Annotated in this window: 27 protein-coding genes; 14 read left to right on the plus strand and 13 right to left on the minus strand. The window is 62.1% G+C overall.

Annotated features, from left to right (window positions below):
• The first annotated feature begins 10 nt into the window (after positions 1-10).
• A complete protein-coding gene (locus ACIPIJ_RS01910) occupies positions 11-910 on the plus strand; it encodes a bestrophin family protein (protein WP_401072197.1) in 900 nt (299 codons plus the stop codon).
• Between the two features lie 60 nt (positions 911-970).
• Here ACIPIJ_RS01910 and moaB read toward each other — a convergent pair whose 3' ends face one another.
• The gene (gene moaB, locus ACIPIJ_RS01915) at positions 971-1,510 is read right to left on the minus strand and encodes a molybdenum cofactor biosynthesis protein B (protein WP_401072199.1); all 540 of its coding nucleotides are present in this window, start codon (positions 1,508-1,510) and stop codon (positions 971-973) included.
• Between the two features lie 139 nt (positions 1,511-1,649).
• Between moaB and ACIPIJ_RS01920 the strand changes: the two genes are divergently transcribed.
• On the plus strand, positions 1,650-2,537 hold the full coding sequence (locus ACIPIJ_RS01920) for a LysR family transcriptional regulator (protein WP_401072201.1): 888 nt from the start codon (positions 1,650-1,652) through the stop codon (positions 2,535-2,537).
• On the opposite strand, the gene ACIPIJ_RS01925 is transcribed toward ACIPIJ_RS01920, so the two are convergent.
• The gene (locus ACIPIJ_RS01925; RefSeq protein ID WP_401072203.1) at positions 2,525-3,307 is read right to left on the minus strand and encodes a helix-turn-helix domain-containing protein; all 783 of its coding nucleotides are present in this window, start codon (positions 3,305-3,307) and stop codon (positions 2,525-2,527) included. The genes ACIPIJ_RS01920 and ACIPIJ_RS01925 overlap by 13 nt on opposite strands.
• A gap of 295 nt (positions 3,308-3,602) precedes the next feature.
• Here ACIPIJ_RS01925 and ACIPIJ_RS01930 point away from each other — a divergent pair, with 295 nt between their 5' ends.
• The 5 genes from ACIPIJ_RS01930 to ACIPIJ_RS01950 all read left to right on the plus strand — a co-directional run bounded on the left by ACIPIJ_RS01930 (position 3,603) and on the right by ACIPIJ_RS01950 (position 10,067).
• On the plus strand, positions 3,603-5,219 hold the full coding sequence (locus tag ACIPIJ_RS01930; protein WP_401072205.1) for an APC family permease: 1,617 nt from the start codon (positions 3,603-3,605) through the stop codon (positions 5,217-5,219).
• Between the two features lie 22 nt (positions 5,220-5,241).
• Complete coding sequence (locus tag ACIPIJ_RS01935; protein ID WP_401072207.1) at positions 5,242-6,168, plus strand: 4-hydroxyproline epimerase; 927 nt, start codon at positions 5,242-5,244, stop codon at positions 6,166-6,168.
• A gap of 41 nt (positions 6,169-6,209) precedes the next feature.
• Positions 6,210-7,157, plus strand: coding sequence for a dihydrodipicolinate synthase family protein (locus ACIPIJ_RS01940; RefSeq protein WP_401072209.1), 948 nt, complete (start codon positions 6,210-6,212; stop codon positions 7,155-7,157).
• A gap of 78 nt (positions 7,158-7,235) precedes the next feature.
• Positions 7,236-8,813, plus strand: coding sequence for an aldehyde dehydrogenase (NADP(+)) (locus tag ACIPIJ_RS01945; RefSeq protein WP_401072211.1), 1,578 nt, complete (start codon positions 7,236-7,238; stop codon positions 8,811-8,813).
• A 3-nt stretch (positions 8,814-8,816) separates the two neighbouring features.
• Positions 8,817-10,067 carry an NAD(P)/FAD-dependent oxidoreductase gene (locus tag ACIPIJ_RS01950; RefSeq protein WP_401073399.1) on the plus strand — a complete coding sequence of 417 codons (1,251 nt, stop codon included), beginning with the start codon at positions 8,817-8,819 and terminating at the stop codon, positions 10,065-10,067.
• A 30-nt stretch (positions 10,068-10,097) separates the two neighbouring features.
• Here ACIPIJ_RS01950 and xenA read toward each other — a convergent pair whose 3' ends face one another.
• Positions 10,098-11,189 (minus strand): xenobiotic reductase XenA, encoded by a 1,092-nt coding sequence (gene xenA, locus ACIPIJ_RS01955; RefSeq protein ID WP_401072213.1) that lies wholly within the window; start codon positions 11,187-11,189, stop codon positions 10,098-10,100.
• Positions 11,190-11,239: 50 nt separating this feature from the next.
• Between xenA and ACIPIJ_RS01960 the strand changes: the two genes are divergently transcribed.
• Entirely contained in the window at positions 11,240-11,575 is a 336-nt protein-coding gene (locus ACIPIJ_RS01960; protein WP_401072215.1) for an ArsR/SmtB family transcription factor, read from the plus strand.
• 161 nt (positions 11,576-11,736) lie between these two features.
• Here ACIPIJ_RS01960 and mqo read toward each other — a convergent pair whose 3' ends face one another.
• On the minus strand, positions 11,737-13,374 hold the full coding sequence (mqo, locus tag ACIPIJ_RS01965; protein ID WP_401072217.1) for a malate dehydrogenase (quinone): 1,638 nt from the start codon (positions 13,372-13,374) through the stop codon (positions 11,737-11,739).
• Positions 13,375-13,703: 329 nt separating this feature from the next.
• On the minus strand, positions 13,704-13,895 hold the full coding sequence (locus ACIPIJ_RS01970) for a DUF4223 family protein (protein ID WP_008097338.1): 192 nt from the start codon (positions 13,893-13,895) through the stop codon (positions 13,704-13,706).
• A gap of 254 nt (positions 13,896-14,149) precedes the next feature.
• Here ACIPIJ_RS01970 and ACIPIJ_RS01975 point away from each other — a divergent pair, with 254 nt between their 5' ends.
• From ACIPIJ_RS01975 to ACIPIJ_RS02000, 6 genes are all read left to right on the plus strand, one after another.
• Positions 14,150-14,494, plus strand: coding sequence for a hypothetical protein (locus tag ACIPIJ_RS01975; protein ID WP_401072219.1), 345 nt, complete (start codon positions 14,150-14,152; stop codon positions 14,492-14,494).
• A gap of 125 nt (positions 14,495-14,619) precedes the next feature.
• The gene (locus tag ACIPIJ_RS01980; RefSeq protein ID WP_401072221.1) at positions 14,620-15,237 is read left to right on the plus strand and encodes a LysE family transporter; all 618 of its coding nucleotides are present in this window, start codon (positions 14,620-14,622) and stop codon (positions 15,235-15,237) included.
• A 78-nt stretch (positions 15,238-15,315) separates the two neighbouring features.
• Positions 15,316-16,071: an outer membrane beta-barrel protein gene (locus ACIPIJ_RS01985; protein ID WP_401073402.1), complete on the plus strand. Its 756-nt coding sequence runs from the start codon at positions 15,316-15,318 to the stop codon at positions 16,069-16,071.
• 411 nt (positions 16,072-16,482) lie between these two features.
• Positions 16,483-17,232 (plus strand): hypothetical protein, encoded by a 750-nt coding sequence (locus ACIPIJ_RS01990; RefSeq protein WP_401072223.1) that lies wholly within the window; start codon positions 16,483-16,485, stop codon positions 17,230-17,232.
• Positions 17,233-17,253: 21 nt separating this feature from the next.
• The gene (locus tag ACIPIJ_RS01995) at positions 17,254-17,646 is read left to right on the plus strand and encodes a hypothetical protein (RefSeq protein WP_401072225.1); all 393 of its coding nucleotides are present in this window, start codon (positions 17,254-17,256) and stop codon (positions 17,644-17,646) included.
• Positions 17,643-18,080: a hypothetical protein gene (locus ACIPIJ_RS02000; RefSeq protein ID WP_401072227.1), complete on the plus strand. Its 438-nt coding sequence runs from the start codon at positions 17,643-17,645 to the stop codon at positions 18,078-18,080. The genes ACIPIJ_RS01995 and ACIPIJ_RS02000 overlap by 4 nt, the downstream gene beginning before the upstream one ends.
• 49 nt (positions 18,081-18,129) lie before the next feature.
• On the opposite strand, the gene ACIPIJ_RS02005 is transcribed toward ACIPIJ_RS02000, so the two are convergent.
• The 8 genes from ACIPIJ_RS02005 to ACIPIJ_RS02040 all read right to left on the minus strand — a co-directional run bounded on the left by ACIPIJ_RS02005 (position 18,130) and on the right by ACIPIJ_RS02040 (position 26,851).
• On the minus strand, positions 18,130-18,645 hold the full coding sequence (locus tag ACIPIJ_RS02005) for a DUF2514 domain-containing protein (RefSeq protein ID WP_401072229.1): 516 nt from the start codon (positions 18,643-18,645) through the stop codon (positions 18,130-18,132).
• On the minus strand, positions 18,630-18,947 hold the full coding sequence (locus ACIPIJ_RS02010) for a DUF6527 family protein (protein ID WP_401072231.1): 318 nt from the start codon (positions 18,945-18,947) through the stop codon (positions 18,630-18,632). Before ACIPIJ_RS02010 ends, ACIPIJ_RS02005 begins: the two co-directional genes overlap by 16 nt.
• Positions 18,944-19,381 (minus strand): structural protein P5, encoded by a 438-nt coding sequence (locus ACIPIJ_RS02015; protein WP_401072233.1) that lies wholly within the window; start codon positions 19,379-19,381, stop codon positions 18,944-18,946. The genes ACIPIJ_RS02010 and ACIPIJ_RS02015 overlap by 4 nt, the downstream gene beginning before the upstream one ends.
• The gene (locus tag ACIPIJ_RS02020; protein WP_401072235.1) at positions 19,378-19,608 is read right to left on the minus strand and encodes a hypothetical protein; all 231 of its coding nucleotides are present in this window, start codon (positions 19,606-19,608) and stop codon (positions 19,378-19,380) included. Before ACIPIJ_RS02020 ends, ACIPIJ_RS02015 begins: the two co-directional genes overlap by 4 nt.
• A 58-nt stretch (positions 19,609-19,666) precedes the next feature.
• Positions 19,667-20,014 (minus strand): tail fiber assembly protein, encoded by a 348-nt coding sequence (locus ACIPIJ_RS02025; protein ID WP_401072237.1) that lies wholly within the window; start codon positions 20,012-20,014, stop codon positions 19,667-19,669.
• Complete coding sequence (locus ACIPIJ_RS02030; protein WP_401072239.1) at positions 20,011-21,621, minus strand: hypothetical protein; 1,611 nt, start codon at positions 21,619-21,621, stop codon at positions 20,011-20,013. Before ACIPIJ_RS02030 ends, ACIPIJ_RS02025 begins: the two co-directional genes overlap by 4 nt.
• Before the next feature lie 12 nt (positions 21,622-21,633).
• Positions 21,634-22,347, minus strand: a complete 714-nt coding sequence (locus ACIPIJ_RS02035; RefSeq protein WP_401072241.1) for a hypothetical protein — start codon at positions 22,345-22,347, stop codon at positions 21,634-21,636.
• Between the two features lie 301 nt (positions 22,348-22,648).
• Positions 22,649-26,851 (minus strand): phage tail protein, encoded by a 4,203-nt coding sequence (locus tag ACIPIJ_RS02040; protein WP_401072243.1) that lies wholly within the window; start codon positions 26,849-26,851, stop codon positions 22,649-22,651.
• Positions 26,852-26,858: the final 7 nt, after the last annotated feature.

The raw sequence follows: 26,858 nt of genomic DNA on the forward strand, positions 1-26,858 counted from the left end.
CTGGACTTCCATGATCGTCCACTCCCGCCCCGATGTGCTGCGCGTGCTGTTCACCCTCAAGGGGTCGATCGTCAAGCGCATTGCCTTGCGCTGCCTGATGGTCACCTTGCTGGCCGCACTGATCGTGCTGGTCGAGCACCACTACCCGGCGTTTTTCTACCCGGTCAGCGCCACGCCCTTCACCTTGCTCGGCCTGTCACTGTCGATCTTCATGAGCTTTCGCAACAACGCCTGCTACGACCGCTGGTGGGAGGGACGCAAGGCCTGGGGCAAGCTGATCATCGAGACCCGCTCGTTCGCCCGTGAAAGCGTGGTGATTGCCGACGAAGCGCTGCGTGCCGAGTTGCTGCGCAGCCTGTGCGCTTTTGCCCATGCACTGAATGCGCGGCTGCGGTACGAGGATGATGTGGCGGCCGCGCGACCGTGGCTGGCCAACCCTGCCGCGATCAGCGCGCACAATGTCTGTGACGGTATCTTGCGTGAAGTGGGTGGGCAGTGTTCGCGCCTGGCCGAGCAGCAGCAGATCAGCGACTGGCGCTACAGCCTGCTGGAGCAACGCCTGGTCGGGCTGACGGAGGTGCAGGCCACCTGCGAGCGCATCAAGGGCACGCCGTTGCCATTCCCCTATACCCTGCTGCTGCACCGCACCATCTACATCTTCTGCCTGCTGTTGCCGTTCGCCTTGGCCGAGCCGCTGGGCTGGCTGGCACCGCTGTTCACCACCCTCGTGAGTTACACGTTCTTCGGGCTGGATGCGATCGGCAATGAGCTGGAGGACCCGTTCGGGCGGGACGAGAACGACCTGCCAACCGATGCCCTGGTGCGCACGGTCGAGCGCGATGTGCTGAGTGCATTGGGGGTGCAGCCGCTGCCACCGGCATTGCTGCCGGTGGAGCATGTATTGAGTTGAACATTGATGGTGCCAGTGCCGGCCTCTTCGCGGGCAAGCCCGCGAAGAGGCCGGCACTGGTCAGCCACGGCTTTCGCAGGCCTCGATCGGCTTCAGGTGTTTGACAAAGTTACACGGCTGGTGCCGCGCATCCAGCTGCTCCACCAGGATGCCTTCCCACGCCGTGCGACAGGCACCGGTCGAACCCGGCAGGCAGCACACCAGAGTGCCATTGGCCATGCCGGCCAGCGCCCGGCTTTGCACGGTCGAGGTACCGATATCGAGGATCGACAGCGCGCGGAACAGTTCGCCGAAGCCGTCGATGCGCCGGTCGAACAGGCACTCCACGGCTTCCGGCGTGCTGTCGCGCCCGGTAAAGCCGGTGCCGCCGGTGATCAGCACCACCTGCACCTGGTCATCGGCAATCCAGGTCGCAACCTGGGCGCGGATCTTGTACAGGTCATCCTTGAGCAGCGCGCGCGCCACCAGGCGGTGGCCGATCTGCACCGAGCGGCTGGCCAGCAGCTCACCGGAGGTATCGTTGTCGTAGGTGCGGGTATCGCTGACCGTCAGGACGGCGATGTTGAGCGGTACGAAGACCGCGTCGGATTTGACGCGCACGGTGTGGCTCCTTGAGTGGCAGTAGCGCCACGCTAAGGGCACGACTCGGCAGCGTCCAATCGATATGGCGTACTGCCCGATCAATGACATCTATCGCTGACTTGGTTAAGGTCGGCATAACCAGACGCCAGGCACTCCCATGGACATCAAGCAGCTCAAGTTCCTCATCGCCCTCGACCAGACCCGCCACTTCGGCCAGGCCGCGGCGTTGTGCCATATCACCCAGCCAACGCTGTCCATGCGCCTGCGCAACCTGGAAGACGAGCTGGACTTGATGCTGGTCAAGCGCGGCCAGCGCTTCGAGGGCTTCACCGAAGCCGGCGAGCGTATCCTGGCCTGGGCCCGCACCCTGCTCGCCGCCCACGATGGCCTGCAGGCCGAGGCTGCCAGCTGCCGTGGCCAGGTGGTCGGCAGCCTGCGCCTGGGCACGGTGCCGCTGGCCAGTTTCAACCCTATGCAGCTGCTGCTGCCGCTGCGCGAAAAATACCCCGAGCTGCAGTTCCAGCTCAGCTCGCACAGCACCGAGCAGATCATGGATGGCCTGAGCCGCAACCAGCTCGACCTGGGCATCTGCTACCTCGACCAGGTCAACGCCAATTTCTTCGAAGTGATCGAACTGGGCACCACCACCATGGGCCTGCTGCACGACACCCGGCATTTCCAGTTCGAGGCCGACACCCTGCGCTGGGAAGAACTCGGCGAGATTCCGCTGGGCCTGTTGAGCAAAGGCATGCATTACCGACAATCGCTGGACCTGAGCTTGCGCAGCCGCAGCCTGGAGCCGAACGCCGTGCTGGAAAGCGACTCCAGCTTCCAGCTGGTGCAGGCGATCAACACCGGCGTGTGCTGCGCGATCATGCCGCTCGGTTGCGGGCTGGAAGACTTGAGCGACCATATGCGCATCATCCCCATCGCCGACGCCAGCATCCACAGCCCGGTCGGCCTGCTGCTGCGCCGCAGCGAGCCGCGTTCGGCGATCGCCGAGCAGTGTTTCGACGAGGCGAAGTCACTGTTTCAGCCCAGCTGATTCGCCGTCGCCTGACGGTACTGCCTGGGCGTAAAACCGGTCAGCTGCTTGAACTGGCGGCTGAAGGCGCTGTGGTCGGTGTAGCCGCACTGCATCGCCACCTCGGTGATCGGCACATCGCTATGCAGCAAGCGGTGGGCATGCTCCAGGCGCGCCTTGTGGATCATCTGCCGGGGCGTGAGGTGGAACACCCGCTTGCAGTAGCGCTCCAGTTGCGCCACGGAAATCCCGGCGATGCGGGTCAACTCGCCCATGCTGATCGGCTGGTGAAAATGCCGGCGAATGTGCTCGTCCACCGCGGCCAGGCGCTGGTACGCGGGGTGGGTGTCGGCGGCTGACTGCAGGTCTACCGAAATGCCCACCAGGCCGATGATCCGGCCTGCCGGGTCGTACAGCGGGCGCTTGTGCGTCAGGCACCAGCCCGGTTCGCGGCTGCCGTACAGGTGCAGTTCCAACTGGTCTTCCAGTACCAGGCCATCCTTGAGCACGCGGCGGTCCTGCTCGGTGTAACCGGGGCCCAATTGCGCCGGAAAGACTTCGGCGCTGGTCTTGCCCAGCAAGGGTTGCAGGCGCTTGAGGCCGCAGCGCTGGACCAGGGTGGTGTTGGCCAACACGTAGCGGGCGTCAGGGTCCTTGATGAAGATTGCGGCGTTGGGGATGGCGTCGAGGATGGGCAGCAGCAGGGAGACGCCAGCCAACAGCGCCTCAAGGCTTGCGGGGCGGTGCTGGTCCAGGGCCTGGAACAGCGTTCCCAGCGGGTCTTGTGTCATCTCGATTCTCCATGGCGAGGCTACTGGCCCCTTCGCGGGCAAATTCAATACACCTCTAGCGTGCACACCCGCTGTGGCCTTCAGCCTATCCACCTGCCCCGACCCTCCGCCAGCCTTTTGCACAACTGTGCCGATTTCGTCATCCCCCTTGCAGAAAACCATCAAGAACCGTCGCCCCCGATCGGTCCACTCTATGCCCCACGCAAGCCGCCCGATCCCTACAAGAGCGCGGCCCGAAAAGCCGCATCACGTGACATCAGACCTGCCTATCCAAAACCTACAAAAAGGCGCACCCATGTCAGGCAAATTCAAGAAACAGCTGTCATTGCTCGACCTCACCTTCATCGGCCTCGGCGCCATCTTCGGCTCCGGTTGGCTGTTCGCCGCCAGCCACGTCTCGGCCATCGCCGGCCCGGCCGGCATTCTGTCCTGGTTCCTCGGCGGCTTTGCCGTGCTGCTGCTGGGCATCGTCTACTGCGAACTCGGCGCCGCGCTACCGCGCGCCGGCGGCGTGGTGCGCTACCCGGTGTATTCGCACGGCCCATTGCTGGGCTACCTGATGGGTTTCATCACCTTGATCGCCTTTTCCAGCTTGATCGCCATCGAAGTGGTCGCCTCGCGCCAATACGCCGCCGCGTGGTTTCCCGGGCTGACCAAGGCGGGCTCCAGCGACCCGACCGTGCTCGGCTGGGTGGTGCAGTTTGCCCTGCTGGGGCTGTTTTTCGTGCTCAACTACCGCAGCGTGAAGACCTTCGCCAAGGCCAACAACCTGGTCAGCGTGTTCAAGTTCATCGTGCCGTTGCTGGTGATCGGTGTGCTGTTCACCTTCTTCAAACCCGAGAACTTCGAGGTCCACGGCTTCGCCCCGTTCGGCATGTCCGGCGTGGAAATGGCGGTGTCGGCCGGCGGCATCATCTTTGCCTACCTGGGCCTGACGCCGATCATCTCGGTGGCCAGTGAAGTGAAGAACCCGCAGCGCACCATCCCCATCGCGCTGATCCTCTCGGTGCTGCTGTCCACCGCCATCTATGCCCTGCTGCAACTGGCCTTCCTCGGCAGCGTGCCGACCGAAATGCTCAGCAACGGCTGGGCGGCGGTGACCAAGGAACTGGCCCTGCCCTACCGTGACATCGCCCTGGCATTGGGCGTGGGCTGGCTGGCCTACCTGGTGGTCGCCGATGCGGTGATCTCGCCCAGCGGTTGCGGCAACATCTACATGAACGCCACCCCGCGTGTGATCTACGGCTGGGCGCAGACCGGCACCTTCTTCAAGTACTTCACCCGCATCGATGAACAGTCCGGCATCCCGCGCCCGGCGCTGTGGCTGACCTTTGGCCTGTCGGTGTTCTGGACCTTGCCGTTCCCTTCCTGGGAAGCGCTGATCAACGTGGTATCGGCTGCCCTGGTACTGAGCTACGCCGTGGCCCCGGTCACCGTCGCCGCCCTGCGCCGCAATGCGCCGGGCATGCCACGCCCGTTCCGGGTCAAGGGCATGGGTGTGCTCGGCCCGCTGTCGTTCATCATCGCCGCGCTGATCGTCTACTGGTCCGGCTGGAACACCGTGTCGTGGCTGCTGGCCTTGCAGATCGTGATGTTCGTGCTGTACCTGCTGTGCCGCCGGTTCGTGCCGACCGAACACCTGTCACTGGCCCAGCAGGTGCGCTCGTCGGCCTGGCTGATCGGCTTCTACGCCGTGACCATCCTGCTTTCCTGGCTCGGCAACTTCGGTGGCCTGGGCGTCATCGGCCACCCGTTCGACACCGTGGTCGTCGCAGCCTGCGCCCTGGGCATCTACTACTGGGGCGCCGCCACCGGTGTGCCCGCCCACTTGGTGCGCCTGGAGGGCGAGGACGAAAGCGAAGCCGCCGACGCCACCTTCAGCGGCCAGCGCCCTGCCGCCGTCGCCTCCTGACCCTTAGCCAATGGACATGCCCATGAAACACGTTCACGTCATCGACTCGCATACCGGCGGCGAACCGACCCGCCTGGTGATGAAAGGCTTTCCGCAACTGCACGGCCGCAGCATGGCCGAACAACGGGACGAACTGCGCGAGCTGCACGACCCCTGGCGCCGTGCCTGCCTGCTGGAGCCCCGCGGCAACGATGTGCTGGTCGGCGCGCTGTACTGCCCGCCGGTGTCGCCAGGCGCCACCTGCGGGGTGATCTTCTTCAACAATGCCGGCTACCTGAACATGTGCGGCCACGGCACCATCGGCCTGATCGCTTCGCTGCAGCACCTGGGCCTGATCGCGCCGGGCGTGCACCAGATCGACACCCCGGTCGGCCAGGTCAGCGCCACCCTGCATGAAGATGGCGCGGTCACCGTCGGCAATGTGCCGTCCTGGCGTTACCGCCAGCAGGTGCCGGTCGAGGTGCCAGGCCATGGCGTGGTGCACGGCGACATCGCCTGGGGCGGCAACTGGTTCTTCCTGGTTGCCGAGCATGGCCAGCGCATCGAGCTGGACAACCGCGAGGCCCTCACCGAGTACACCTGGGCGATGCTCAAGGCCCTCGAAGCCCAAGGCATCACCGGCGAACACGGCGCCCCCATCGACCACGTCGAGCTGTTTGCCGCCGACGCCGACGCCGACAGCCGCAATTTCGTCATGTGCCCCGGCAAGGCTTACGACCGCTCGCCCTGCGGCACCGGCACCAGCGCCAAGCTGGCCTGCCTGGCCGCCGACGGCAAGCTTGCCGAGGGCCAGACCTGGGTGCAGGCGAGCATCACCGGCAGCCAGTTCCATGGCCGTTACACGCGTGACGGCGAGCGCATTCGCCCGTTCATCACCGGCCGCGCCTACATGACCGCTGACAGCACCCTCTTGATCGACGAACAAGACCCTTTCGCCTGGGGCATCTGACCCCGCCTTTTTTCGACTGAACATTGCAAGGAGTGACAACAATGACCGACAACATCTTCACCGGTTGCATGCCCGCCCTGATGACCCCGTGCACCGCCGAGCGCAAGCCGGACTTCGACGCCCTGGTGCGCAAGGGCCGCGAACTGATCGAAGCCGGCATGAGCGCGGTGGTGTACTGCGGCTCGATGGGTGACTGGCCGTTGCTGACCGAGGCCGAGCGCCAGGAAGGCGTGGCGCGCCTGGTGGCAGCCGGCATCCCGACCATCGTCGGCACCGGCGCGGTGAACACCCGTGAAGCCGTGGCCCACGCCGCCCACGCGGCCAAGGTCGGTGCCGCCGGCCTGATGGTCATCCCCCGCGTGCTGTCGCGCGGCGCTTCGCTGATCGCCCAGAAGCACCACTTCGCGGCCATTCTGCAGGCCGCGCCAAAGCTGCCGGCGGTGATCTACAACAGCCCGTACTACGGCTTCGCCACCCGCGCCGACCTGTTCTTCGCGCTGCGCCGCGAATACCCGAACCTGATCGGCTTCAAGGAATTCGGCGGCGGCGCCGACCTGCGCTACGCCGCCGAGCACATCACCTCCAAGGACGACGACGTGACCCTGATGGTCGGCGTCGACACCCAGGTGGTGCACGGCTTCGTCAACTGCAATGCCACCGGCGCCATCACCGGCATCGGCAACGCCCTGCCGCGTGAAGTGCTGCAACTGGTAAGCCTGAGCAAGCAGGCCGCCAAGGGCGACGCCCGGGCCCGACGCCTGGCGCGTGAGCTGGAGTCGGCGCTGGCGGTGCTGTCGTCGTTCGATGAAGGCTGCGACCTGGTGCTGTATTACAAGCACCTGATGGTGCTCAACGGTGACCGTGAATACGCCCTGCACTTCAACGAAACCGACGCGCTCACCGATGCCCAGCGCAACTACGCCGAGCAGCAGTACGCGCTGTTCCGCACCTGGTACGCCAGCTGGTCGGCCGAGCAGAACCTGGCCTGATACCGGGCCAAGGGCACCTCACTCCCACGGGAGATGGGGTGCCCTTGAGTATTTGAACCAGATTCCGAAGGAGGCTCCATGACCCTGACAGGCAACCTGCTGATCGGCCAAACCGCCGTACCCGGCAGCCGCGAAGCAATCCGCGCCATCGACCCGGCCAGCAACCAGGCGCTCGAACCCGCCTACGCCGGAGGCACCGGCGAACAGGTGGCCCAGGCCTGCGCACTGGCCTGGGCAGCGTTCGACCGTTACCGCGAAACCTCGCTGGAGCAACGCGCCACCTTTCTCGACACCATCGCCGAGCAGATCGAAGCGCTGGGCGATGCCCTGATCGACCGCGCCGTCGCCGAAAGCGGCCTGCCCAAGGCACGCATCCAGGGCGAGCGTGGCCGCACCTGCGGCCAGCTGCGTACCTTCGCCCGCGTGGTACGCAACGGCGAATGGCTGGATGTGCGGGTCGACAACGCGCTGCCCGAGCGGCAGCCATTGCCACGCGCCGACCTGCGTCAGCGCCAGGTGGCCCTGGGCCCGGTGGCGGTGTTTGGCGCCAGCAACTTCCCCCTGGCTTTCTCGGTGGCCGGTGGCGACACCGCCTCGGCCCTGGCGGCCGGCTGCCCGGTGGTGGTCAAGGCGCACAGTGCGCACCCAGGCACCGGTGAACTGATCGGCCAGGCCGTCGCTCGCGCCGTGCAGCTGTGCGGCCTGCCGGAGGGCGTGTTCTCGCTGCTGTATGGCGCCGGCCACGACGTTGGCATTGCCCTGGTCAGCGACCCGCGTATCAAGGCGGTCGGCTTTACCGGATCACGCAGCGGCGGCATCGCCCTGTGTCAGGCGGCCCAGGCACGCCCGGAGCCGATACCGGTGTATGCCGAAATGAGTTCGATCAACCCGGTCTTCTTGTTCGATGCGGCGTTGCAGGCCCGTGGCGAAGCACTGGCGCAAGGCTTCGTCGCCTCGCTGACCCAGGGCGCCGGCCAGTTCTGCACCAACCCCGGCCTGGTGATCGCCCGCCAAAGCACTGCGCTGCAACGCTTCGTGAAGGCCGCCAGCGAGCATGTGCGCCAAGCAGCGGCGCAGACCATGCTCACCCCCGGCATCTTCAGTGCCTATGAAGCCGGGGTCGGTGCGCTGGCCGAGAACGCCAATGCCCAGGCCGCGGCGAGTGGCCAACCTCCACAAGGCCCGAACCAGTGCCAGGCGCAGCTGTTCGTCACCCAGGCCAGTGCGTTCCTTGCCGATGCCACGTTGCAGGCCGAAGTGTTCGGCGCCGCCTCGCTGGTGGTCGCCTGCGACAGCGATGAGCAGGTCCGCCGGGTCGCCGAGCACCTGGAAGGCCAACTGACTGCCACGCTGCACCTGGACGATGGCGACCTCGACAGCGCCCGCAGCCTGCTGCCGACGCTCGAACGCAAGGCTGGGCGTATCCTGGTCAACGGCTGGCCGACCGGGGTGGAAGTGTGTGACGCGATGGTCCACGGCGGGCCGTTCCCGGCCACTTCCGACGCCCGCAGCACCTCGGTGGGCACGGCGGCGATCCTGCGTTTCCTGCGCCCGGTGTGCTATCAGGACTTCCCCGACGCCTTGCTGCCGCAGGCGTTGAAACACGGCAACCCGCTGCAGCTGCGGCGCTTGCTCGACGGCAAACGGGAACGCTGAATGATGCTCGATGCCTCCCCTGAGACCGATATCGCCGTGGTCGGCGCCGGCATTGTCGGCGTCGCCTGCGCCTTGCAACTGGCCCGCCAAGGCCGCCGTGTGCTGCTGATCGACCGCCAGCCACCGGGCCACGGAGCCTCCTACGGCAACGCCGGGCACCTGGCCACCGAGCAGGTATTCCCGATTGCCGACCTGTCGATCCTCAAACGGCTGCCGCGCATGCTGCTGGACCCGATGGGCCCGCTACGCCTGGACTGGAAATACTTGCCCAAGGCGCTGCCCTGGTTCACCCGGCTGCTGCTCAACCTGCGCCCGGCGCCGTTCCAGCGCAGTGTGGCCGGCATTCGGGCGCTGAACGAAGGCAGCCTCGGCGCCTGGCAACGCCTGCTCGGTTCACTCGGGCGCAGCGACCTGTTCAAGGAAGATGGCTCGTTGCTGGTGTTTGAACGCGCCGAGTCGCGTGCAGCGCTGGACACCCTGCGTGCACGCATGCAGCAGCAGAACGTGCAGGTGGACTTCTGGTCGGCCGACACCGTGCGTGCTGCGGCGCCGCAGCTGAGTACCTCGATCCAGGGCGGCTTGTTCTTCCCCCGCACAGGGCATTTCATCGACCCCTACCAAGTGGTCTGCGCACTGTTCGAAGCGGCCAAGGCCAATGGCGTGCGCTTCGTCCAGGCGCAGGTCGATGGCGGGCAACTGAATGGCAATGGGGTGCAGCTCTTCAGCGATCAAGGTACGTTCCATGCGCGCCAGGTGCTGATCAGTGGTGGCGCGCACTCCCGGCCACTGACCACAGCGCTGACCGGCAAACGCGTACCGCTGGACACCGAGCGTGGCTATCACCTGATGCTGCCTGGCGAGCAACAACGCTTGCCGTTCGCCGTCACCTCGCTGGAGCGCAAGTTCATCATGACGCCGATGGCCGACGGCTTGCGCCTGGCCGGTACGGTGGAATTCGCCGGGCTCGATGCACCACCGAGCATGCAGCGGGCGTGGCAGCTGCACCGGTTGAGCCAGGGCTTGTTCCAGCGAGACTTGAGTGCCGAAGGGGCGACGCCGTGGATGGGCTTCAGGCCTTCGCTGCCGGATTCGTTGCCAGTGATCGACCGGGTGTGCGATGGGCGGGTACTGCTTGCGTTCGGGCATCAGCACTTGGGGCTGACCCAGGCGGCGGTGACGGCGCAATGGGTGGGTAGGCTGGCTGACCGGGAGCTTCATGCCGAATTGAAGGCGTATCGCTTAGACAGGTTTTGAGACGGGGCCGCTGTGCGGCCCCTTCCAGCATCAGCGATAACGCTCAAGCCAATGAGCGTAAGGCGCTGGCAAGGTCCAGGAGGCTTTCTCCACGCCCAGCTCCTTGGCCGCGAAATACGCCCAGTGCGGGTCGGCCAAATGCGCACGCCCCACCGACACCAGGTCGAGCTGATGGGCCTTCAGCGCCCCTTCCGCCAGCTGCGGCGTACCAAAGCCCCATGCCGAGGTCACCGGAATTCCGGCCTCGCGGCGCACGCGCTCGGCAATCGGCCCCATGAACGCCGGGCCCCATGGAATATTGGTTTGCGGGATGGTGAAGCCGACGCTGACACTCAGCAGGTCCAAACCACCGGCTTTGAACAGGCGCGCCAGCTCAATGGACTCATCCAGGGTCTGCTCGTCGCGACCGTCATATTCCAGCACACCAAAGCGCGCCGTCAGCGGCAGGTTTTCCGGCCAGACTTCACGCACCGCTGCCAGGGTTTCCAGCAGGAAGCGGCTACGGTTTTCGAAGCTGCCACCGTAGGCGTCGGTGCGCTGGTTGGTGTGTTCGGAGAAGAAGCTCTGGCCCAGGTAGCCATGGGCGAAGTGCAGCTCGATCCACTCAAACCCGGCATCCCGCGCACGGCGTGCGGCATCGACGAAGTCCTGCTTGACCCGGGCGATGTCGCCCAAGGTCATTTCACGCGGTTGTTTCGGCAGGTGGGCGCCGAACGCAATGGCCGACGGGGCGATGGTGTCCCAGCCGCGCGCGTCGTCGGCGGCGATATGGTCGTCACCTTCCCACGGGCGGTTGGCGCTGGCCTTGCGCCCGGCGTGGGCGATCTGGATGCCCGGTACCGAGCCTGCGGCCTTGATCGCCTGCACCACCGGCACGAAGGCCTGGGCGTGGGCGTCGCTCCAGATACCGGCACAACCGGGGGTGATGCGCCCTTCCGGCGCCACCGCAGTGGCCTCGACCACCAGCAGGCCGGCACCGCCACGGGCCAGGCCGGCGTAATGCACCTGGTGCCAATCGTTGATTACGCCGTCCTCGGCCATGTATTGGCACATCGGCGGGATGGCGATGCGGTTGCGCAGGGTGACGTCTTTGAGGGTGTAGGGTTCGAACAGTGCGGACATGGGAAAACTCCGGGTTCATCTGAATACTATAGTTCGATCATAATCGAACTATGGCAATTAATGAAACCCCCGTTATCATGGCAACCATGCGAGCCTACAAACACCCCAACCCTGAAGACCTGATCCTCGAGCGCCTGCTGTACGCCTTGAGCGACCCCGTGCGCATGGAAATCGTGCGCCACCTGGCGGGCGTCCACGAAGCCAGCTGTGGCGAGCTTGACGGCGGCCGGCCTAAATCGAGCATGTCCCATCATTTTCGCGTGTTGCGCGATGCAGGGCTGGTGCATACACGCAATGTCGGCACCACCCACATGAATTCACTGCGCAGCGAAATGCTCGACGAACGGTTCCCCGGGTTGCTGGCCTGCATCCTGAGTCAGCATTGATTCAGCGCCGGCCCTTGCGCGGGTAAGGCCGTCCCACAGGCCCAGCGCTCCCTTCAAATTCGCCACAATACTGTGTGCGCGGGTTCACCCGCGAAGCGGCCGGCACAGGCAAAAAAAAACCACGAGGTCACCCCCGTGGCTTTCGATCACAACACTACCGCTTACAGCGCCATGTCGTTCTCAGGCTTGCTTTCAACCGGCTGGCTCACGCCCGTGGTGGTACCGACGCTCTGGTCGATCACCGGCGGCTTCTCCAGTTGCAGGACTTCAGCGGTGTAGTTCCACTCTTTCTGGGTGGCAGCAGCCGAATCGTTCAGCTTGGTACCGTAGCTAGGCACGATCTCTTTGATCTTGGCTTGCCATTCAGGGGTGGCAACTTTCTCTTTGAACACGGTTTCCAGCACGTTCAGCATGATCGGCGCTGCGGTCGAGGCACCTGGCGATGCGCCCAGCAGGCCAGCGATGGTGCGGTCTTGCGAAGCGACGACTTCAGTGCCCAGCTTGAGCACGCCGCCCTTGTCTGCATCACGCTTGATGATCTGCACGCGCTGGCCGGCCTGCCACAGTTTCCAGTCTTCCTTCTTGGCGTCCGGGAAGTAGGTGCGCAGCGCTTCGAAGCGGTCGTCATCCGACAGCATCAGCTGGCCAGCGAGGTACTCGACCAGCGGGTACTGCTCAATACCGACCTTGGTCATCGGCCATACGTTATGCAGGGTGGTGCTGCTGAGCAGGTCCAGGTACGAACCGTTCTTCAGGAACTTGGTCGAGAAGGTGGCGAATGGCCCGAACAGGATCACGCGCTTGCCATCCAGCACGCGGGTGTCCAGGTGCGGTACCGACATGGGTGGCGCGCCGGTCGAGGCGATGCCGTAGGCCTTGGCCATGTGCTGCATGGCGATGGTCGGGTTCTCGGTTACCAGGAACGAGCCGCCCACCGGGAAGCCTGCGTATTCCTTGGCTTCAGGAATGCCCGACTTCTGCAGCAGCTTCAGCGCGCCGCCGCCGGCACCGATGAACAGGAACTTGGCGTCGGTGGCCGATTCGGTACCGTCCTTCAGGTTCTTGTACTCGACGTGCCAGGAGCCGTCCTTGTTGCGGGTGATGTCCTGGACTTCGCTGGACAGTTGCAGGGTGAACTTGTCCTGGGTCTTCAGGTGGCCAACGAACTGGCGGGTGATCTCGCCGAAGTTGACGTCGGTGCCGATTGGGGTCCAGGTCACCGCCAGCTTCTGGTTCGGGTCGCGGCCTTCCATCATCAGCGGGACCCACTTGGCGATCTGCGCGTGGTCCTCGGAGTACTGCATCGGGCGGAACAGCGGGCTGGCCTGCAGCGCGTCGTAACGCTTCTTCAAAAACTTGATGTTGTCATCGCCCCAGACAAAGCTCATGTGCGGGGTGGTGTTGATGAACGAATGCGGGTTCTTCAGCACGCCCTGACGGACCTGCCACGACCAGAACTGGCGGGAGATCTGGAAGGCTTCGTTGATTTCGATGGCCTTGGAAATGTTGACGTTGCCGTCTTTGTCTTCGGGGGTGTAGTTCAGCTCGGCCAGCGCAGAGTGGCCGGTACCAGCGTTGTTCCAGCCGTTGGAGCTTTCTTCGGCGACGCCGTCCAGGCGCTCGACCATCTCCATCGACCAGCTTGGCTCCAGCTCGTGCAGCCACACGGCCAGGGTGGAGCTCATGATGCCGCCGCCGACCAGCAGCACATCGACTTTCTTGGTTTCTGCGGCGTGCGCTTGCATGAAGCTCGCAGCGACAGCCAGACCCAGCAAGGTCTTGCCAGCTTTCTTGAACATTGATCAATTCCAGTCAGTAGAACGGAGGTAGGGCCTGTGGCTGGCCCAGGTGCTTCGTGTTCTTCCGCGCAGGCTTGTTGTGATCATTGTTCAGCGGCTTAAAGAACCAGAAAACGACCCAGGCTTTTGTCGAATTGACTCGACAGGGCTGAATCGTTTCGCTGATTGTATATGAAATGCCAGCACAAACAAATTGCGTGGGCCGAGGCAAGGCGGCAGGTTGTCCCAGCGGCAGGTTGTCACGCTTGAGAAACAAAAACCCCCAGCCATCTGCATGGCTGGGGGCCTTGGATCAGGTCGCAAGCGACGCGATCAGGGAGCCACCAAGATCACTGCGGCTGAGGCAGCTTGTCGATCGGGCCGCAGCCACCGATGACCTTGGAGATGGAAACCGAAGGGTGGAACAGGTAGTCGTACGAGCAGTTTTTCTGCTGGTTGTAGACTTGGCCAGTGCAACCGGACAGCAGGGCAACGCCCGAAACGACAGCAACGGCTACGGTGGCCTTGAACAGCTTTTTCATTACTCAGTCCTTTAAATGAATCATCAGCCATCATTCTGATGGCCGCGGGATGATACAGAACCGGGGCATTGGATCCAAGCTGTAGGGGTAAATCGACAAAATGCGTCGTGGTCGTGAAGTCCCTCACAAAGGCGGGATACCGGGCTGCTGAAAACGTGAACCTCTCAACGTGGGGTGTTGCGATCTGCGCCCCCACCTCTATACCTGAGTGCGCAAACACGCCATTTCGGCCCCCCGTACTCAGGAGACGTTGCATGGAAGCCTTTTTCGCACTGACCACCGACGATAACGCACCGGAGTTTATCTTCAGGTTGACCAATGAAGGGCGCATTGCCGAGGCGCGCAAAATCCTCTCTGGCGAGGAACAACACAAGATCCACGTCCATGGCCGCTTGATCAAGCGGCAGCAACCCTACAACCCACGCTGGAGCTTCTACCTGGACCCGGACACCATCAACTTCTTCGAAATGGCCATCGAAGTCTGCGATGCAACCACGCAATACGTTGAAGACCACCTGGACGAAGCTGGCGGGGCCTTCCTGCCTGGCGGGCACTGGTGCCCTTGGTCTTCCAGGCTCACCCGCGAAATCAAGGAATGAGCCGCTGAAGTTGCCATCAGGGCCGCTCTGCGGCCCTGATGGGTTTGATCTTCTGACCTGACGGTGAAGTGAAAGCGCGATAGTCTACGGTCCTGCCTTCGCACTGCCTTTACAGGAGTTCCCCCATGCTCGGCGTCACCGACTACGGCGCATTCGTCATCGCCTTCATCATCGTCCTGGCCATCCCCGGCCCCGGCAATTTCGCCCTGATCACCGCCACCGGAAAGGGCGGCATCAAGGCCGGCATGGCGGCGACCTGCGGGGTGATCCTGGGCGACCAGGTGCTGCTGTGGCTGGCCGTGGCCGGTGTTGCAACCCTGCTGGCCGCCTACCCCGCCGCCTTTCACGTAGTGCAGTGGGCGGGCGCCGCGTACCTGGCCTACCTGGGCCTGCGGATGCTGCTGAGCAAACCCGGCGGCGCCCCGCGCGCCAGCCGCATGGACCATGGCCAGTACCTGCGCCAGACCATGATGATCACCCTGCTCAACCCCAAGGCGATCATGTTCTACATGGCGTTTTTCCCGCTGTTCGTCGACCCGGTGAAGCACCAGGGGCTGGTGACCTTCGGCTTCCTGGCCGCGACCGTAGCGGTGGTGACATTCATTTATGGGTTGATTGCGGTGGTGCTGACGCATCAGTTGGCCGAACGCATGCGCGCCAATCCGCGGATTGCCAATCTGTTCGAGCGGTTGGCGGGGGCTTGCCTGGTGGGGTTCGGGATCAAGCTGGCGGCGATGCGCTAAATCCTCATTTTTCTGAACTTTCGCGAAATAAGTCGTCTCGAAATCGCCGTTGACTCTTTTTTCACATGTCATGGAGACATTTCGCGAATGTTCACTGCAAAAATGCTGCGTCATACCTGCGCCCTGGTGCTGCTCAGCACTCCTCTGGCCGCACTGGCTGCCCCAAGCACGGACCCCCTCTTCACCTTCGGCCTGCTGGGCTCCTACGACACGTTCAAGTTCGAAGGCGGAAGCGACTCCGACAAGGAGCATCTGGGCCAAGGCGGCGTGTTTGCGAACTTCGGCAACAAGATGACCGCTGAATCCGGCTTCGTTTACCAGATGGGTGCTGAAGCCAAATACGGCAAGAAGAACGACAACAAGCTCAAGGAGGCCCAGGCCGATCTCGACCTCGGCTGGCGCGCCGCGCTGGATGCGCGCAACTTCGTCGACGTCATCGTCGGCGGTGGCTACAGCTGGACCCGCTTCGAGCCCGAGATCAATGATCTGGACACCAAGCTCACTTACAAGTCGCCGTTCGCCAAGGCAGCGCTGGGCTACAACCACCAGTTTGATGCGTCCACCCTGCGAGTGGAAGTCGGTGCCCGTCATACCATCGATGGTCGTGCACGCCTGAAAGTCGATGACTTCGGCAGCGACAGCGTTGATATGAAGGACCGCACCAACCCCTATGCGGAGGTGACGCTGCTGATGAACCAGCAGGGCGGCATGCCGATCCAGGCGGGTGTGTACTACACACGCACCGAGTACAAGCTCGACGAGGATTCACCGGTTGCTGACAACACCAAACTCAAGCGGGACGAGTTTGGTGTGAAGGTTGGCCTGGCATTCTGAGCCGGCCCACAGGCCCCGCCGCTGGCGGTGGCCTGCATCGGAGCGGATGCGTCACACGGCTTCATCGGTGCCGAAAACGAAAAAGCCCCTGAAAGCTTTCGCTTCCAGGGGCTTCATCTTGTATGGCGGAGAGATAGGGATTTGAACCCTAGGTACTGTTGCCAGTACAACGGATTTCGAATCCGTTTTTGGCCTCTTATTTTTTCGGGTGAATTTTGTAAAATGCAATTAAATCAGTGAGTTCAACGCAAGGTGACGCAACAGAATTCCACACCATTCGGGGGATCCATTCCCCCAAAATTCCCCCAAGATCTTTGATAGCATTTCAACACCGCAAAGAGGGGCGGCGAGGGCATGCTCTTGCACTCCCCCTGACGACAGATCCTAGAAAGGCTTGCGCTAGAGAAAGCAATGGAAATCAAGAATAATCCAGTAGGTCGACTGCACGACGTTCTCCGTGAGGCGCGTGGCCACAAGGAAAGCGCTTTTGTCCATGAGGTCTGGCGTGTGGTCCTGGATGCCCCGCTAGGTGACACTGGCGCGCTGCTCAGGCGGATAGCAGATGTGATCCACCTGCAAGAACAGGCCAAGCAGGCGATCAAAGAGGGCATTGAAGGCGATCAGACTATTTACTTGGCACCCTTTCAAAAGATCGACCAACTTTTTGCAAAAATTGACCTCAGTGTCAGATGGACAAATTCTAAGCTGCTTCTGGACGACGCCACTTTGAACGCCCTGGCTTTTGGTAACCATGTGCTAGAGCCCAAGCATGGAAAGTTTCGGTTGAGTTCTGAGCAATGCATTGAGTTTATCGAAAAGCTTGAACATTTACTTCGCGACTGCATCAGCTCTACCCTGCCCCCTGAGCTGAAGAAGCTCTTCCAAAAAAATCTTGAATCTCTCCGGCAGGCGTTAATTTCCTACAAAATCTCAGGCGTTCAAGGTCTAGAAGACGAAGTAGACAGAGTGATAGGGGCATTATCTCGCCACAGCCCTCAACTCAGAGATCAAGTTGACGACAACTCGAAAGGATTTATGAAATCTGTATTCGAGCTAATTGCCAACATTAATGAAACAATTCAGCTAACCGAAAGTGCGGCAAAATTATCTGGCCCAGCTATAGTTACGCTGCTACCATTCATAAACAATATGAACTTTTAACTCATACTTGCGAGCGCTACCATGAACCAGACCGGCAAGCTTAAAAAGTATGCAGAGCTATTCGAATCCAGACTCAAGCAATACCTCGCAAACGGAATATCTATTCACACCAAAATATATCCATCTACAGGAGAAGGTGCGGTATATGAATTCACTCTCAACGGGAAAGACCACGGCAAAGTCGAAGTAATGCCTCCGCATCAGTCCGTCGGGGAAATCCTTAATGTCATACCGCAGAAAATCGTCGGCGGCGACATGCGAAACGTAAGATTCAAAGGAACCAGCCTTTCATTAGAAAATAACAGAATACTGGTTATTAAAGGAGAGGACTCCAAGGATCAATGGAGCGGGAATGCCGCATCGGCCGATGTTGACCGCGTGGTCTCCGGAGCTCTGTCGAGTAGTTCAAAATGAACAATCCACTTGACCCTCAAAAAATTTCAAAGCTGGCTGACGACATTAGAACCATTCAGAACTACACGCAAAGCCAAGGGTTTGATACATCTTTGTTACGAGCCGAGGTAACAACTCCAGAAAGGACGCACACCCTAAAGGACACTCCGATCGTATGCACGGCGATATCTATTTTATTTCTTGTTGGGTGCCTAGCAACATTCGCCTATGTCGAGGATCTCTCAGCCAAGACCCTGAATTTTATTTTCGTGATCGGCTTAATCTTTGTCACAACAGCGACCATCTCCATTCACAAGAAGTTCTCAAACAATACCATAACTATTGTTTGCGCCACTGGGCTTTCGGCGGTGCTGCTAATCGGATCGGGAAATTTTACGCCTAAAGAGGCTGCCACTTTGGCGCAACAGCAACTCAAGAAAGAAGACAGCAAATAAGAAGTCTGCAAGCAGTTGCTCAGCTTGTTGTGCCGCCACTGTGCTCCGATCAGTGAGTCAAAGCATTATACACCGCTTCGCATGTCAGCCCGGCTGTTCGGGCACGGTCATAAGCTTTCGCCAACTCTCCCGCTCGTTCATCAGCCCGTGCGAGCAAGTCGGAGAGCACCATGGCGGCGCGGGTGGCTGCCTGGCCTCGGGCGACAGCGGCGGTATCCGTGCCGGGGCAACTGACGGTGGCGGCGAGCTTTCCTGCTTCGTCGCGCAGCCGCTGGCCAGCAGCATCGGCGCCAGCAGCGCCAGTATCAGCAATCGTTCGTTCTTCTTGTGCATGGGCTCGCGCCTCCTCCTGCGCCTGGGCGCGTCGATGTTCTTCCTGGCGGGCGCCGCGCTCGCCGATCACTTCGGCTAGACGGTCGCCGCTGTCTCGTTCTGCCGAAGCGGCGGAGGCTTCCGCCCTTTCTACCGACCGACCATGCTGGTAGACACCGAAGTAGGACGCCAACAGCAGCAGCAGGGCAATGCAGCGAAGGGGCACGCTGTATTTTGCTACCAGTTGTTCCATGCTGCCTCCCAGTCAGGTAGGTCTACCGTCTGGCCAGCAAGTGGATGGGTGCTGTCGCTCAGGTACTGGATGCGACCATCGGTGACGAAGGAATGGCAGACCGTTTCCTTGCTGCCCATCCGGTAGCGGCTCAAAACGGACGGCGTAAAGGTGGGCGCCTCGGCGTTGCCGTTGTATCCCCACCGAGGGCCGGAACCCGCTCCTACGTTCAGGCTGTGCGGAAGTCTGCACCCGCTGCAGAAGAACCACAGCGAACCATCATCAGCCTGCCCCAGGCAGCGGCCGATCGTCTTGATCGTCATGCCAGCGCCCTCCGCACACCTTCATCGATGATCGCAGCCGGATACGGATTGCCGCCGTTCTCGTGGATGATGATGCTGACCACCATCCCGCGCAGCGTGGCCGGGTCTTTAATGTTGATCGGGTCAGTGGTGCGCACGCCAATCCGCTTGGCCACGGCGCCGGCGTAAGCCTGGGTGTCGTTCTCGTTGCTCGGCGCCCAGCGGTTGATAGTCTCGAGCACCGTGTCGATGCCCTTCCCACCCACGCCAGGCATGCCGTCCTTGCCCCGGTAATTGATGAGCAGCTTACCCAGAGCGCGGATGCCGTTTTCCGGCGTGTCGAAGATGGCGAAGCGGCCACCGGGCTCCTTGCCGATCTGGCCCTGCCAGTCATTGCGAGGGTTGAAGTCGATATTGCCGGGATTGCGGTTGCGAACGCCGCGTGGAGTACTCATTGGCGAGCCTCCTCTTCTGAAACAATTGCGCCGCTTTCCTCAGCTTGCTGCACGGTGACACTGACCTGCGCCGAATAGCGTTTGATCAGTTGCGCGGTCAGCACCTCGGCGCCAGGCTGGCTCTTCAGCAGCTCCCGGGCTGCAGCATCCGCTTCGACTTCGGTGGCGTACTCCAAGGTGCGGATCGGGTCCAGGGCATTGGTGCGGTTGATGACGATGAACGGCATGAGCTTTTCTCCAGGCAAAAAAATACCGCCAGCGGGCGGTCGGTGGTTTCGGTGTGGGTCAGGCCGGCGGCGCGGGCCAGTCGATATCGGTGGGGTACCCGGCTTGCTCGGGCACCTCGCTCAGGTCGATGCGGTAGTTCCTCCAGGCGCGCAGCAGATCCTGCTTGGCTTGGTCGGCGCGCCCAAACTCCACCGCGTCTTGCAACGGGGCGATCGCCTGATCGGCCGAAAACCGGAGGCGGAGAATCTCCGCCTGGACGATAGCCACATAATCCACGGGTGGATTCAAGAGAGCATCAAGCTCTTGGTCGGTCAAAGGTCGCATGCTTTCGGTGATCAGGAAATCCTGAGACCCATCGTCTTCAAAGCCGTAGGTCATGCCATCTTCGTCAACGTAGTATTTCATCGTAATTCCATCCATGCCGGGCCGACGACAGAACCGCCGGCATTATTGAGAATCATGTAAGTGGCCCCCGGCGGAACGATTGCGGTGACGGCCATTACCGTGCCACCACTACCGGCCGACGAGCCATAAATCGCGACGCCTGCTACCTGTATCGTCGGGAACTGACCGGCTGTTGTAACTTGGCATGCGAAATTGACTGTGATGGGGCGCGCGGTGGTGTTGGTGTATGTCGTGCCGACTACGCGCTGCCCGCTACCATCGGCGAACAGTTGCCACGTCTGCCCCACGCCGTAGTTGGTATCAGCCTGGGCCTGGAGCTTACCCATCGCCGCCAACACTGTGTCTGTTGCTGCAATACGCGCCAACGTTGCGGTAGACAACCCGGTGAGCGGCGTGGCCCTGACGTTGGTCTGCAGGTTCGTGTTAGCAGTCGTCAGGTTGGTGTTTGTGGTGTTGATCTGGGCCTGCAGCTTACCCACGCCGGCCAGCAACGTGTCGGTAGCCACCACAGTAGACGCAGATGCAGTCGAAAGGCCGGTCAGCGGGGCGGCACGGACGTTGACCGGGAGGTTGGTGTCGCTGGTGGTGATCTGTGCTTGCAGTTTGCCCATTGCTGCAATGAAAGTATCCGTAGCGGTGATTGCCGAGCTGGTCGCCGTAGACAGTCCGGTCAGTGCCTGGCTACGCGTCATGCCGCCGAAGTCTTGCCAAGACTTGTCACCCCGCCAGAACTGCGTGTTGGAGCCGGCTACGATGGTTGGTTCCTTGCCAGCAATGGTCGCATCAAGCGCGCCAATGTCGGTGCGGTACCAAGCAGTCCAAACACCACCATCGCTGCGAGAACGCTCCCACCGGCGCGGGCCAGTAGCAGGAATCACTTCATAAGGGGTGTATGACTGGATGGTGCGCTGTGACCCCCCAAGCCCGTCACCGGCTACCTGGCATTTAACCCAGCCGGTGTTGGGCAGCGGGATATCGGTAACGGTGGCCCCCTGGACAAAGTACGTCTGGTCGACGTTGGTCAAGGTGTTGGCCGAGGTGTTGGCCGTCAACGGGAGGGTCGCTTGCCACAGGCCGATATAGGCTCGAACAGCCTCTGGGCCCGCCGTGGCCAGCAATGCACGACCGCCGGCTCCGGTAGAGAGAACGTTGAAAGCCGTGGTGCTGGCGGCCAGGAGTAGGTCATTGGGGGCCATCGACAGACCGCTGATCGACGTCAGCTTCGCGTTGCTGTTCTGCTTAGCGTTGAGGGCCGTTTGAGTGGCAGTTGAGATCGGCTTGTTGGCATCGGACGTGTTGTCCACGTTACCGATGCTGAGCGCTGCCCGCGCCACTGCTTCGGTCGCGGCCGACATCAACTCGCGGCCTTTTGCGCCAGTCGCCAGCGTGCCGATGCTGTCGGCACCCGTAGCCATCAAGACGGCGTTGGCGGCCCACACCATGCCAGCGATTGCGGTCAGCTTCGGGCTAACAGTCCCCCCCTCTCCGCCAAGGGCGCTGTAGACCTCGGCGAAGTTCTGATTGACCTTCGTGAACGCTGTGCGGGCGTCATCACCGTCTTGGCCGTCGTTGGGGATCGTGCCCAGGTTGATTGTCTGCTTGGCCATCAGGCCTCCTCATCAGGTGAGCGGGATCTTTGCGTTTGCCCTGGACACATCAAGGACCATGACCTGTGCACGCTTTTGGTAGAAATACTGGTTGGGGAACGGCGGAGTGGCTTGCTCTTGGGTGAACAGCCAGTACGGTTGAACCGCTAAGACAACACTTGCCCCCGAGACTCTGGCACCCAAGGCTTGTTTCTCCTCGACGTACACCGAAAAGTCAGAACCTGGCGCCCCATTCGCGCCCGCCATCGACCAGCCGGACAGACAGCCGAAGACCACCGCCAGTTGAGACGAGCTGTAGGACCTGGTGCCCACCAGCGAGAGATAGTCTGCAGCTGCCAACGAGTCGATGATGTTGGCGTACACCTCGTTCGAGTTGAACGTCATCTGGGTCGCCCCATTGAACAGCTGCAGACCAAGCGTGCCGCCGGTCCCGGGATCGCCGAAGGTGTAGAACGTGGCGGGGGTGCCAATAGGCGCATCCAGCACAAAATCGAAGGCCCAGGATGTTGCCGAAACCCGCGATGAACTCACCAAGGTGATCGGCGATGCGCACGTCACTGCGATGAACGGGAACGGCGAAGCGAACTGCACCCTTATGAAGCTGCGCACATACGGACTTCCTTCAACCGAAGTCCTCGTGAATCTCGATTTAACGGCAAGATTTTTGTAGTTATCGTCAACCTGAACCGTCGACCCAGGGTTGTAGACCGTAATCCCAGCAGGCATCAGGCCACCCCGTACACGATAACTGCAGGGCGTCTGCGGGCGCCCGGCGTGCCAGGGTCGAAGAGCCACTGAAGAGTGCTCCCGCTTACGGAAACCCCTGGGCCATACACATCGAGGCCAGACCCAATCGAATCAGTCGAAACAATCTGGTAAAACGGCGAGCCTTCCAGCAGCGATGCATCGACATACGATCCATCGGTTGTCCCGGTAGTCACCATCCCGAGTACCCGGCCAGTCCTTTGGCCAATGAACAGCGTTTGGCCGTCAGGCTCGTAGATCTCCAAGCCAATTGGCATATGGTTTACCCCCAAATTCCCATTCGAAGCCGCAAGGCGCCCGCCGGATCGAAGATCCGCACCAGTTGGTTTGTGATGTTCATGCGCCCCTGGCCGGCAACGTTTCCGTTGATCTCAAACTCGTTGGTCACGAAGTTGATTCTGATGCCGGTAGAACCCGCGACGTAGTTGGCGCTACGCAACTCACCGGTGACGATCAAGTTGATGATGTCGGCCTGATTGATGATCGCGCTGTTCATGAAGACCTGGCCGTTCTGGATCGCGAACACTGACTTCGGCACGCCTCCAGGCTGGTTCATCACGGCGAACAGGTCAGCCAGGAACAACACCATGCTCTGCATCCCGCCTGGCGTGTTCTCGACCCCTATACCCATCCCTGCGCCGAAGTAGCGACCGTTTACATCGACGCCCACCTTGATGTTGCGGGTGGCCGACACATTGCCTTCCAGGTCTACCAGTGCCTCTGACGTGTCCTGCACCAGCGCTTCTGTGCTGCCAACCCGACTGCTGAGCTGCGTCACAGACGTGGAAAGGGCCTGGTCCGCTGTTGCGCGGGTGGTGGCCTCCGTGGAGATGGCGGCCTCAGCGGCGCCGATGCGTGAGTTAGCCTGCGTGACCTGCTGCGTCAGTGCTTCGTCCGCGTTCGCCCGGGTTAGCGACTCCTGGCTGATCGCAGACTCAGCACTGCCGACCCGTGATCCCATCTGAGTGATGGACTGGGAAAGCGCCTCATCTGCCGTGGCTCTGGTATTGCTCTCGGTCCGGATCGAAGATTCGGCATCGCCGATCCGTGAGTTGGCCTCGCTGATCTGTTGAGTAAGCGCGTTGTCCGCGCTCGCCCTTGCGGTCGCTTCGGCGGTGATCGATGACTCAGCAGCCCCTACCCTTACGCCCATTTGGGTGATGGTTTGCGCGATCGCTTCGTCAGCCGATGCTCTGGTGGCCGCTTCCTGCGTGATGTTCGCAGCGTTGTCGTCCACTTTTACGCCGAGCTTGGTGATCGATTGGGCGAGCGCTTCGTCCCCAGTGGCACGCGCGTAGCTCTCCTGGGACAAAGAAGCTTCGACGTCGCCCACGGAGACCTTGACCTCATCGACCTGGCGGGCAACGGCCATGTCCCCATTGGCAAAGGCTGAGTACACCGTCCAGGTGCCAGCCTTCACAGCCTTGCCTCCGGCGAACCACTCACTGCCACCGGCCATGTCTGGGTTGACCTGAGCCTCAACCCCAAGCACGCGGGTGGCCATGGCCGCCAACTCGCCGTTGATCTCTTCGACGCTGGTTTCGACTCCATCTACCCGCACAGCCAACGCAGCGACCAAATCGCCGATCGAGGCGTAGTCGCCGATGTATTCCCAGTAAGCGTTGTTCGTTACCGGTGTGCCCGCGGGAACGTCCTGCTTGGCCCTGTACATCTTGCCATCGAGCTTTACCAGTGACCCACTGAGGTATGCCTTATTCGCTTCCCAGTCCGGAGCGCCAGCGATGTCAGCGACCTGGGCCTGCAGGGAATCGAGCTGATTTTGCAGGGCGTTGTCGCCCAGCGTGATTCGCTCCTCCAGGCTCTCGGCAACACCCTCAAGCCGCCCATTGACCGACCCAGGCCCCGTGCCCGAGATCTTCTCGATTTCTTTGAGCAGGTCTTGGCCCAGCTGGGTCTCGGTGATCTTCCCCGTGATGTAGTCGAGGATTGCGTTCGCATCGGAACTGGACTGGCCGTACACCCAATCGGACCAGGGGCCGATGTTGCCGGTGCGGTCGACTAGGCGCCCACGGAAGTAACGTATGACCCCAGCAGCCATGCCGCTGTGCAGGTAGCCGGACGTGGGGTAGGCCTGGAGGCCCAGTGCCTCAGGATTCTGCCCGGTGTACTCGGATGCCATCTGCAGCTCGGTGTAGGCAGCGTCCTCAGCTCCCGCCGGGAAGCCCCACTCCAGACGAATTCCAAAAATCTCCGACTTGGTACGCAGGAACGTTAAAGCCGGTGGTGGCGTGGTCTTGCCAGCCACATTGGTGAGCACCGAGGTGGCCGGTATCGACGACACATCCATGGCGCTGACCGCGCGTACGCGAGCCAGGTACTGGCCGGTGTACACGCCACGAATATCAACAGCAAGCTCACCAGTCCTCGGTACCTTCACCCAGTCCCGCGCCCCCCAGCGCCACTCAACGTCGTAGGCCACAGCCCCGGGCGCCGCATCCCAAGAGATCGTCATGGTGGTGACGGCCATACCCTGGTCCACAGAGGAATGACTGGTGATCAGCACCCGCGCCGGGGCCTCCTGCACGCCTGGCGGTAGCACGCTGATCGGCCGGTCATCGATCACCGTCCCGTAGTCAATGGCGTCGAACTTGCTCGGCTCGTACTGGATGCATTCCAGCTGGAACTGGTGCCATTCCGGGCGCGTGACGTTGCGCACGTAGAACTGCATCAGCTTCAGATCATCGAAGTCCAGCACCCAGCCGGATTCAGGCTGCGGCACCTCGCTGAAGTCCGCCATGACAGTGATCTGGCGGCCGGCCACAGAACGCACCTGGCGCGCCTCGGACTTGCCGCTGGGCAGGTTGACCAGCAGGCGGGCACCAGTCGGCACCTCGATGTCACGGTCGACCGTCACGACGCGCCCGGCCACGGCGGCGATACGGCCACCATTGGCGCGGCCTGCCAGCATCGGGTCGGACAGGGTGACCACCTTGCCCGGCTTCGGGATGTAGCCATCCAGGCCGACGCGGAAGCTGGCACCGCGCAGCTGCAGCTGCTCGGTCATGAGAGCCCACTGGCCGGCGCGCTGGGCCTGGCCCCGCGACGTGCAGCCGACAGCCTCCACAGAAATCTCGCGCACGCCATACTCGGCAATGGCGCTTTCATCGAAGACCGGCTCTTTGTCGGTGTCGTAGCCACGATCTGGGTCATCGAACGACACCATGGCCTGGCTGTGCCGATCGCGAAGCTTGCTGCCGGTGTACTTGACCGCGCCGTCGTCGAGGATCTGCGACAGGGTGTAGTTGTAGACCGGATCCTGCGGCATATCGGCGTTGACGGTGATCTGGCTGCCGTCCCAGAAGGCCAGGCCATGGAAGATGGCCGCCAGGTCCTGCAGCACCGCCCAGGCCTCGGCCTGCTTCTGCAGGTACAGGTTGCAGGTAAAGCGCGGTTCCTGGCCGCCAAGGCCGTCCGGCACCAGCTGGTCGCAGTACTGCCCGATGCGGTACAGCGACCAGCGATTGATCATGGTCGCGTCGATGCGATCGCCCAGGCCGTAGTACGGGTGCAGGGCCAGGTCGAAGAACACCCAGGCCGGGTTGTTGGTGTAGGCCTCCTTGAAGGTGCCATCCCAAACGCCGTTGGTGGTGCCGGGGCCGCTGGTGGCGTAGGTGCGGTTCACCGGGTCGTAGCTCATGGGCACGCGCACGATTCGCCCGCGCATCAGCACGGCGATCTTGGCGATGTCGCCACCGAACTGCTCGGCGTCGTACTCCACGCAACTGACGGCGGTCAGCGGGTACTCCTGATCGCTGTCGACCACCTCGGCGATGGCCTCGACGTACATCCCATCCTGCACCAGCGAGCTGTTAGCCTCCGGCGTGATCCGGCGGGCGCGAATCGCCCAGCGGCTGCCGGTCGGCAGATCGATGCGATGGGAACGCTCGTACTTGGTGACGTTCTTCCGGTTGACCTCGGATGCCAGCACCTGCTGGAACGGGCCGTTATCGGTAGAAACGTCCACCGCATACTCGATACGAACGCCATCGATGTTGCCGCCCGAATCCTGGGACTGCAGCTGTGGCCACGAGAACCGCAGGCGCACGGCGTCCAGCATGGAGTTGGTGATGGTGTAGACGTAAGGCGTGGTGCTGAGCAGCTGCTGCCCAACGGCAATCTCGTTGCTCGACTCGCTGATCCCGGTCATGCGCTCCTGGTTCAGCTCGCCGGAGCGGAACTGCCACTTCACGCCTGGGTAAGTCAGGGTGCCGTCTTCCGCCATGACTGGCGTGCCATCCAGCTTCACAGAACGCAGGCCGTTCACCGGGCCCACGATCGGCCCCCAGCTCCACAGATAGAGCATGCGCACCGTGGCGATCGACGGAACGCTATTGGAAGCGATGCTGGGCTGTTTCTGCTTGGCTGAACCGCCCTTGCTGCCGACCACCTGCCGCTTGCTCGCTGCAGTGGCGCGCCGCGGCGCGCGCTTCAGTGCTTGACCCATTCCACTC

Source organism: Pseudomonas sp. NPDC087185 (assembly GCF_044744955.1).
In the GTDB taxonomy this organism is placed as follows: domain Bacteria; phylum Pseudomonadota; class Gammaproteobacteria; order Pseudomonadales; family Pseudomonadaceae; genus Aquipseudomonas.

Coding starts and splice junctions, on each gene's coding strand:
- ACIPIJ_RS01910 (WP_401072197.1), top strand. CDS start 11: ATGATCGTCCACTCCCGCCCCGATGTGCTGCGCGTGCTGTTCACCCTC.
- ACIPIJ_RS01920 (WP_401072201.1), top strand. CDS start 1,650: ATGGACATCAAGCAGCTCAAGTTCCTCATCGCCCTCGACCAGACCCGC.
- ACIPIJ_RS01925 (WP_401072203.1), bottom strand. CDS start 3,307: ATGACACAAGACCCGCTGGGAACGCTGTTCCAGGCCCTGGACCAGCAC.
- ACIPIJ_RS01930 (WP_401072205.1), top strand. CDS start 3,603: ATGTCAGGCAAATTCAAGAAACAGCTGTCATTGCTCGACCTCACCTTC.
- ACIPIJ_RS01935 (WP_401072207.1), top strand. CDS start 5,242: ATGAAACACGTTCACGTCATCGACTCGCATACCGGCGGCGAACCGACC.
- ACIPIJ_RS01940 (WP_401072209.1), top strand. CDS start 6,210: ATGACCGACAACATCTTCACCGGTTGCATGCCCGCCCTGATGACCCCG.
- ACIPIJ_RS01945 (WP_401072211.1), top strand. CDS start 7,236: ATGACCCTGACAGGCAACCTGCTGATCGGCCAAACCGCCGTACCCGGC.
- ACIPIJ_RS01950 (WP_401073399.1), top strand. CDS start 8,817: ATGCTCGATGCCTCCCCTGAGACCGATATCGCCGTGGTCGGCGCCGGC.
- xenA (WP_401072213.1), bottom strand. CDS start 11,189: ATGTCCGCACTGTTCGAACCCTACACCCTCAAAGACGTCACCCTGCGC.
- ACIPIJ_RS01960 (WP_401072215.1), top strand. CDS start 11,240: ATGGCAATTAATGAAACCCCCGTTATCATGGCAACCATGCGAGCCTAC.
- mqo (WP_401072217.1), bottom strand. CDS start 13,374: ATGTTCAAGAAAGCTGGCAAGACCTTGCTGGGTCTGGCTGTCGCTGCG.
- ACIPIJ_RS01970 (WP_008097338.1), bottom strand. CDS start 13,895: ATGAAAAAGCTGTTCAAGGCCACCGTAGCCGTTGCTGTCGTTTCGGGC.
- ACIPIJ_RS01975 (WP_401072219.1), top strand. CDS start 14,150: ATGGAAGCCTTTTTCGCACTGACCACCGACGATAACGCACCGGAGTTT.
- ACIPIJ_RS01980 (WP_401072221.1), top strand. CDS start 14,620: ATGCTCGGCGTCACCGACTACGGCGCATTCGTCATCGCCTTCATCATC.
- ACIPIJ_RS01990 (WP_401072223.1), top strand. CDS start 16,483: ATGGAAATCAAGAATAATCCAGTAGGTCGACTGCACGACGTTCTCCGT.
- ACIPIJ_RS01995 (WP_401072225.1), top strand. CDS start 17,254: ATGAACCAGACCGGCAAGCTTAAAAAGTATGCAGAGCTATTCGAATCC.
- ACIPIJ_RS02000 (WP_401072227.1), top strand. CDS start 17,643: ATGAACAATCCACTTGACCCTCAAAAAATTTCAAAGCTGGCTGACGAC.
- ACIPIJ_RS02005 (WP_401072229.1), bottom strand. CDS start 18,645: ATGGAACAACTGGTAGCAAAATACAGCGTGCCCCTTCGCTGCATTGCC.
- ACIPIJ_RS02010 (WP_401072231.1), bottom strand. CDS start 18,947: ATGACGATCAAGACGATCGGCCGCTGCCTGGGGCAGGCTGATGATGGT.
- ACIPIJ_RS02015 (WP_401072233.1), bottom strand. CDS start 19,381: ATGAGTACTCCACGCGGCGTTCGCAACCGCAATCCCGGCAATATCGAC.
- ACIPIJ_RS02020 (WP_401072235.1), bottom strand. CDS start 19,608: ATGCCGTTCATCGTCATCAACCGCACCAATGCCCTGGACCCGATCCGC.
- ACIPIJ_RS02025 (WP_401072237.1), bottom strand. CDS start 20,014: ATGAAATACTACGTTGACGAAGATGGCATGACCTACGGCTTTGAAGAC.
- ACIPIJ_RS02030 (WP_401072239.1), bottom strand. CDS start 21,621: ATGGCCAAGCAGACAATCAACCTGGGCACGATCCCCAACGACGGCCAA.
- ACIPIJ_RS02035 (WP_401072241.1), bottom strand. CDS start 22,347: ATGCCTGCTGGGATTACGGTCTACAACCCTGGGTCGACGGTTCAGGTT.
- ACIPIJ_RS02040 (WP_401072243.1), bottom strand. CDS start 26,851: ATGGGTCAAGCACTGAAGCGCGCGCCGCGGCGCGCCACTGCAGCGAGC.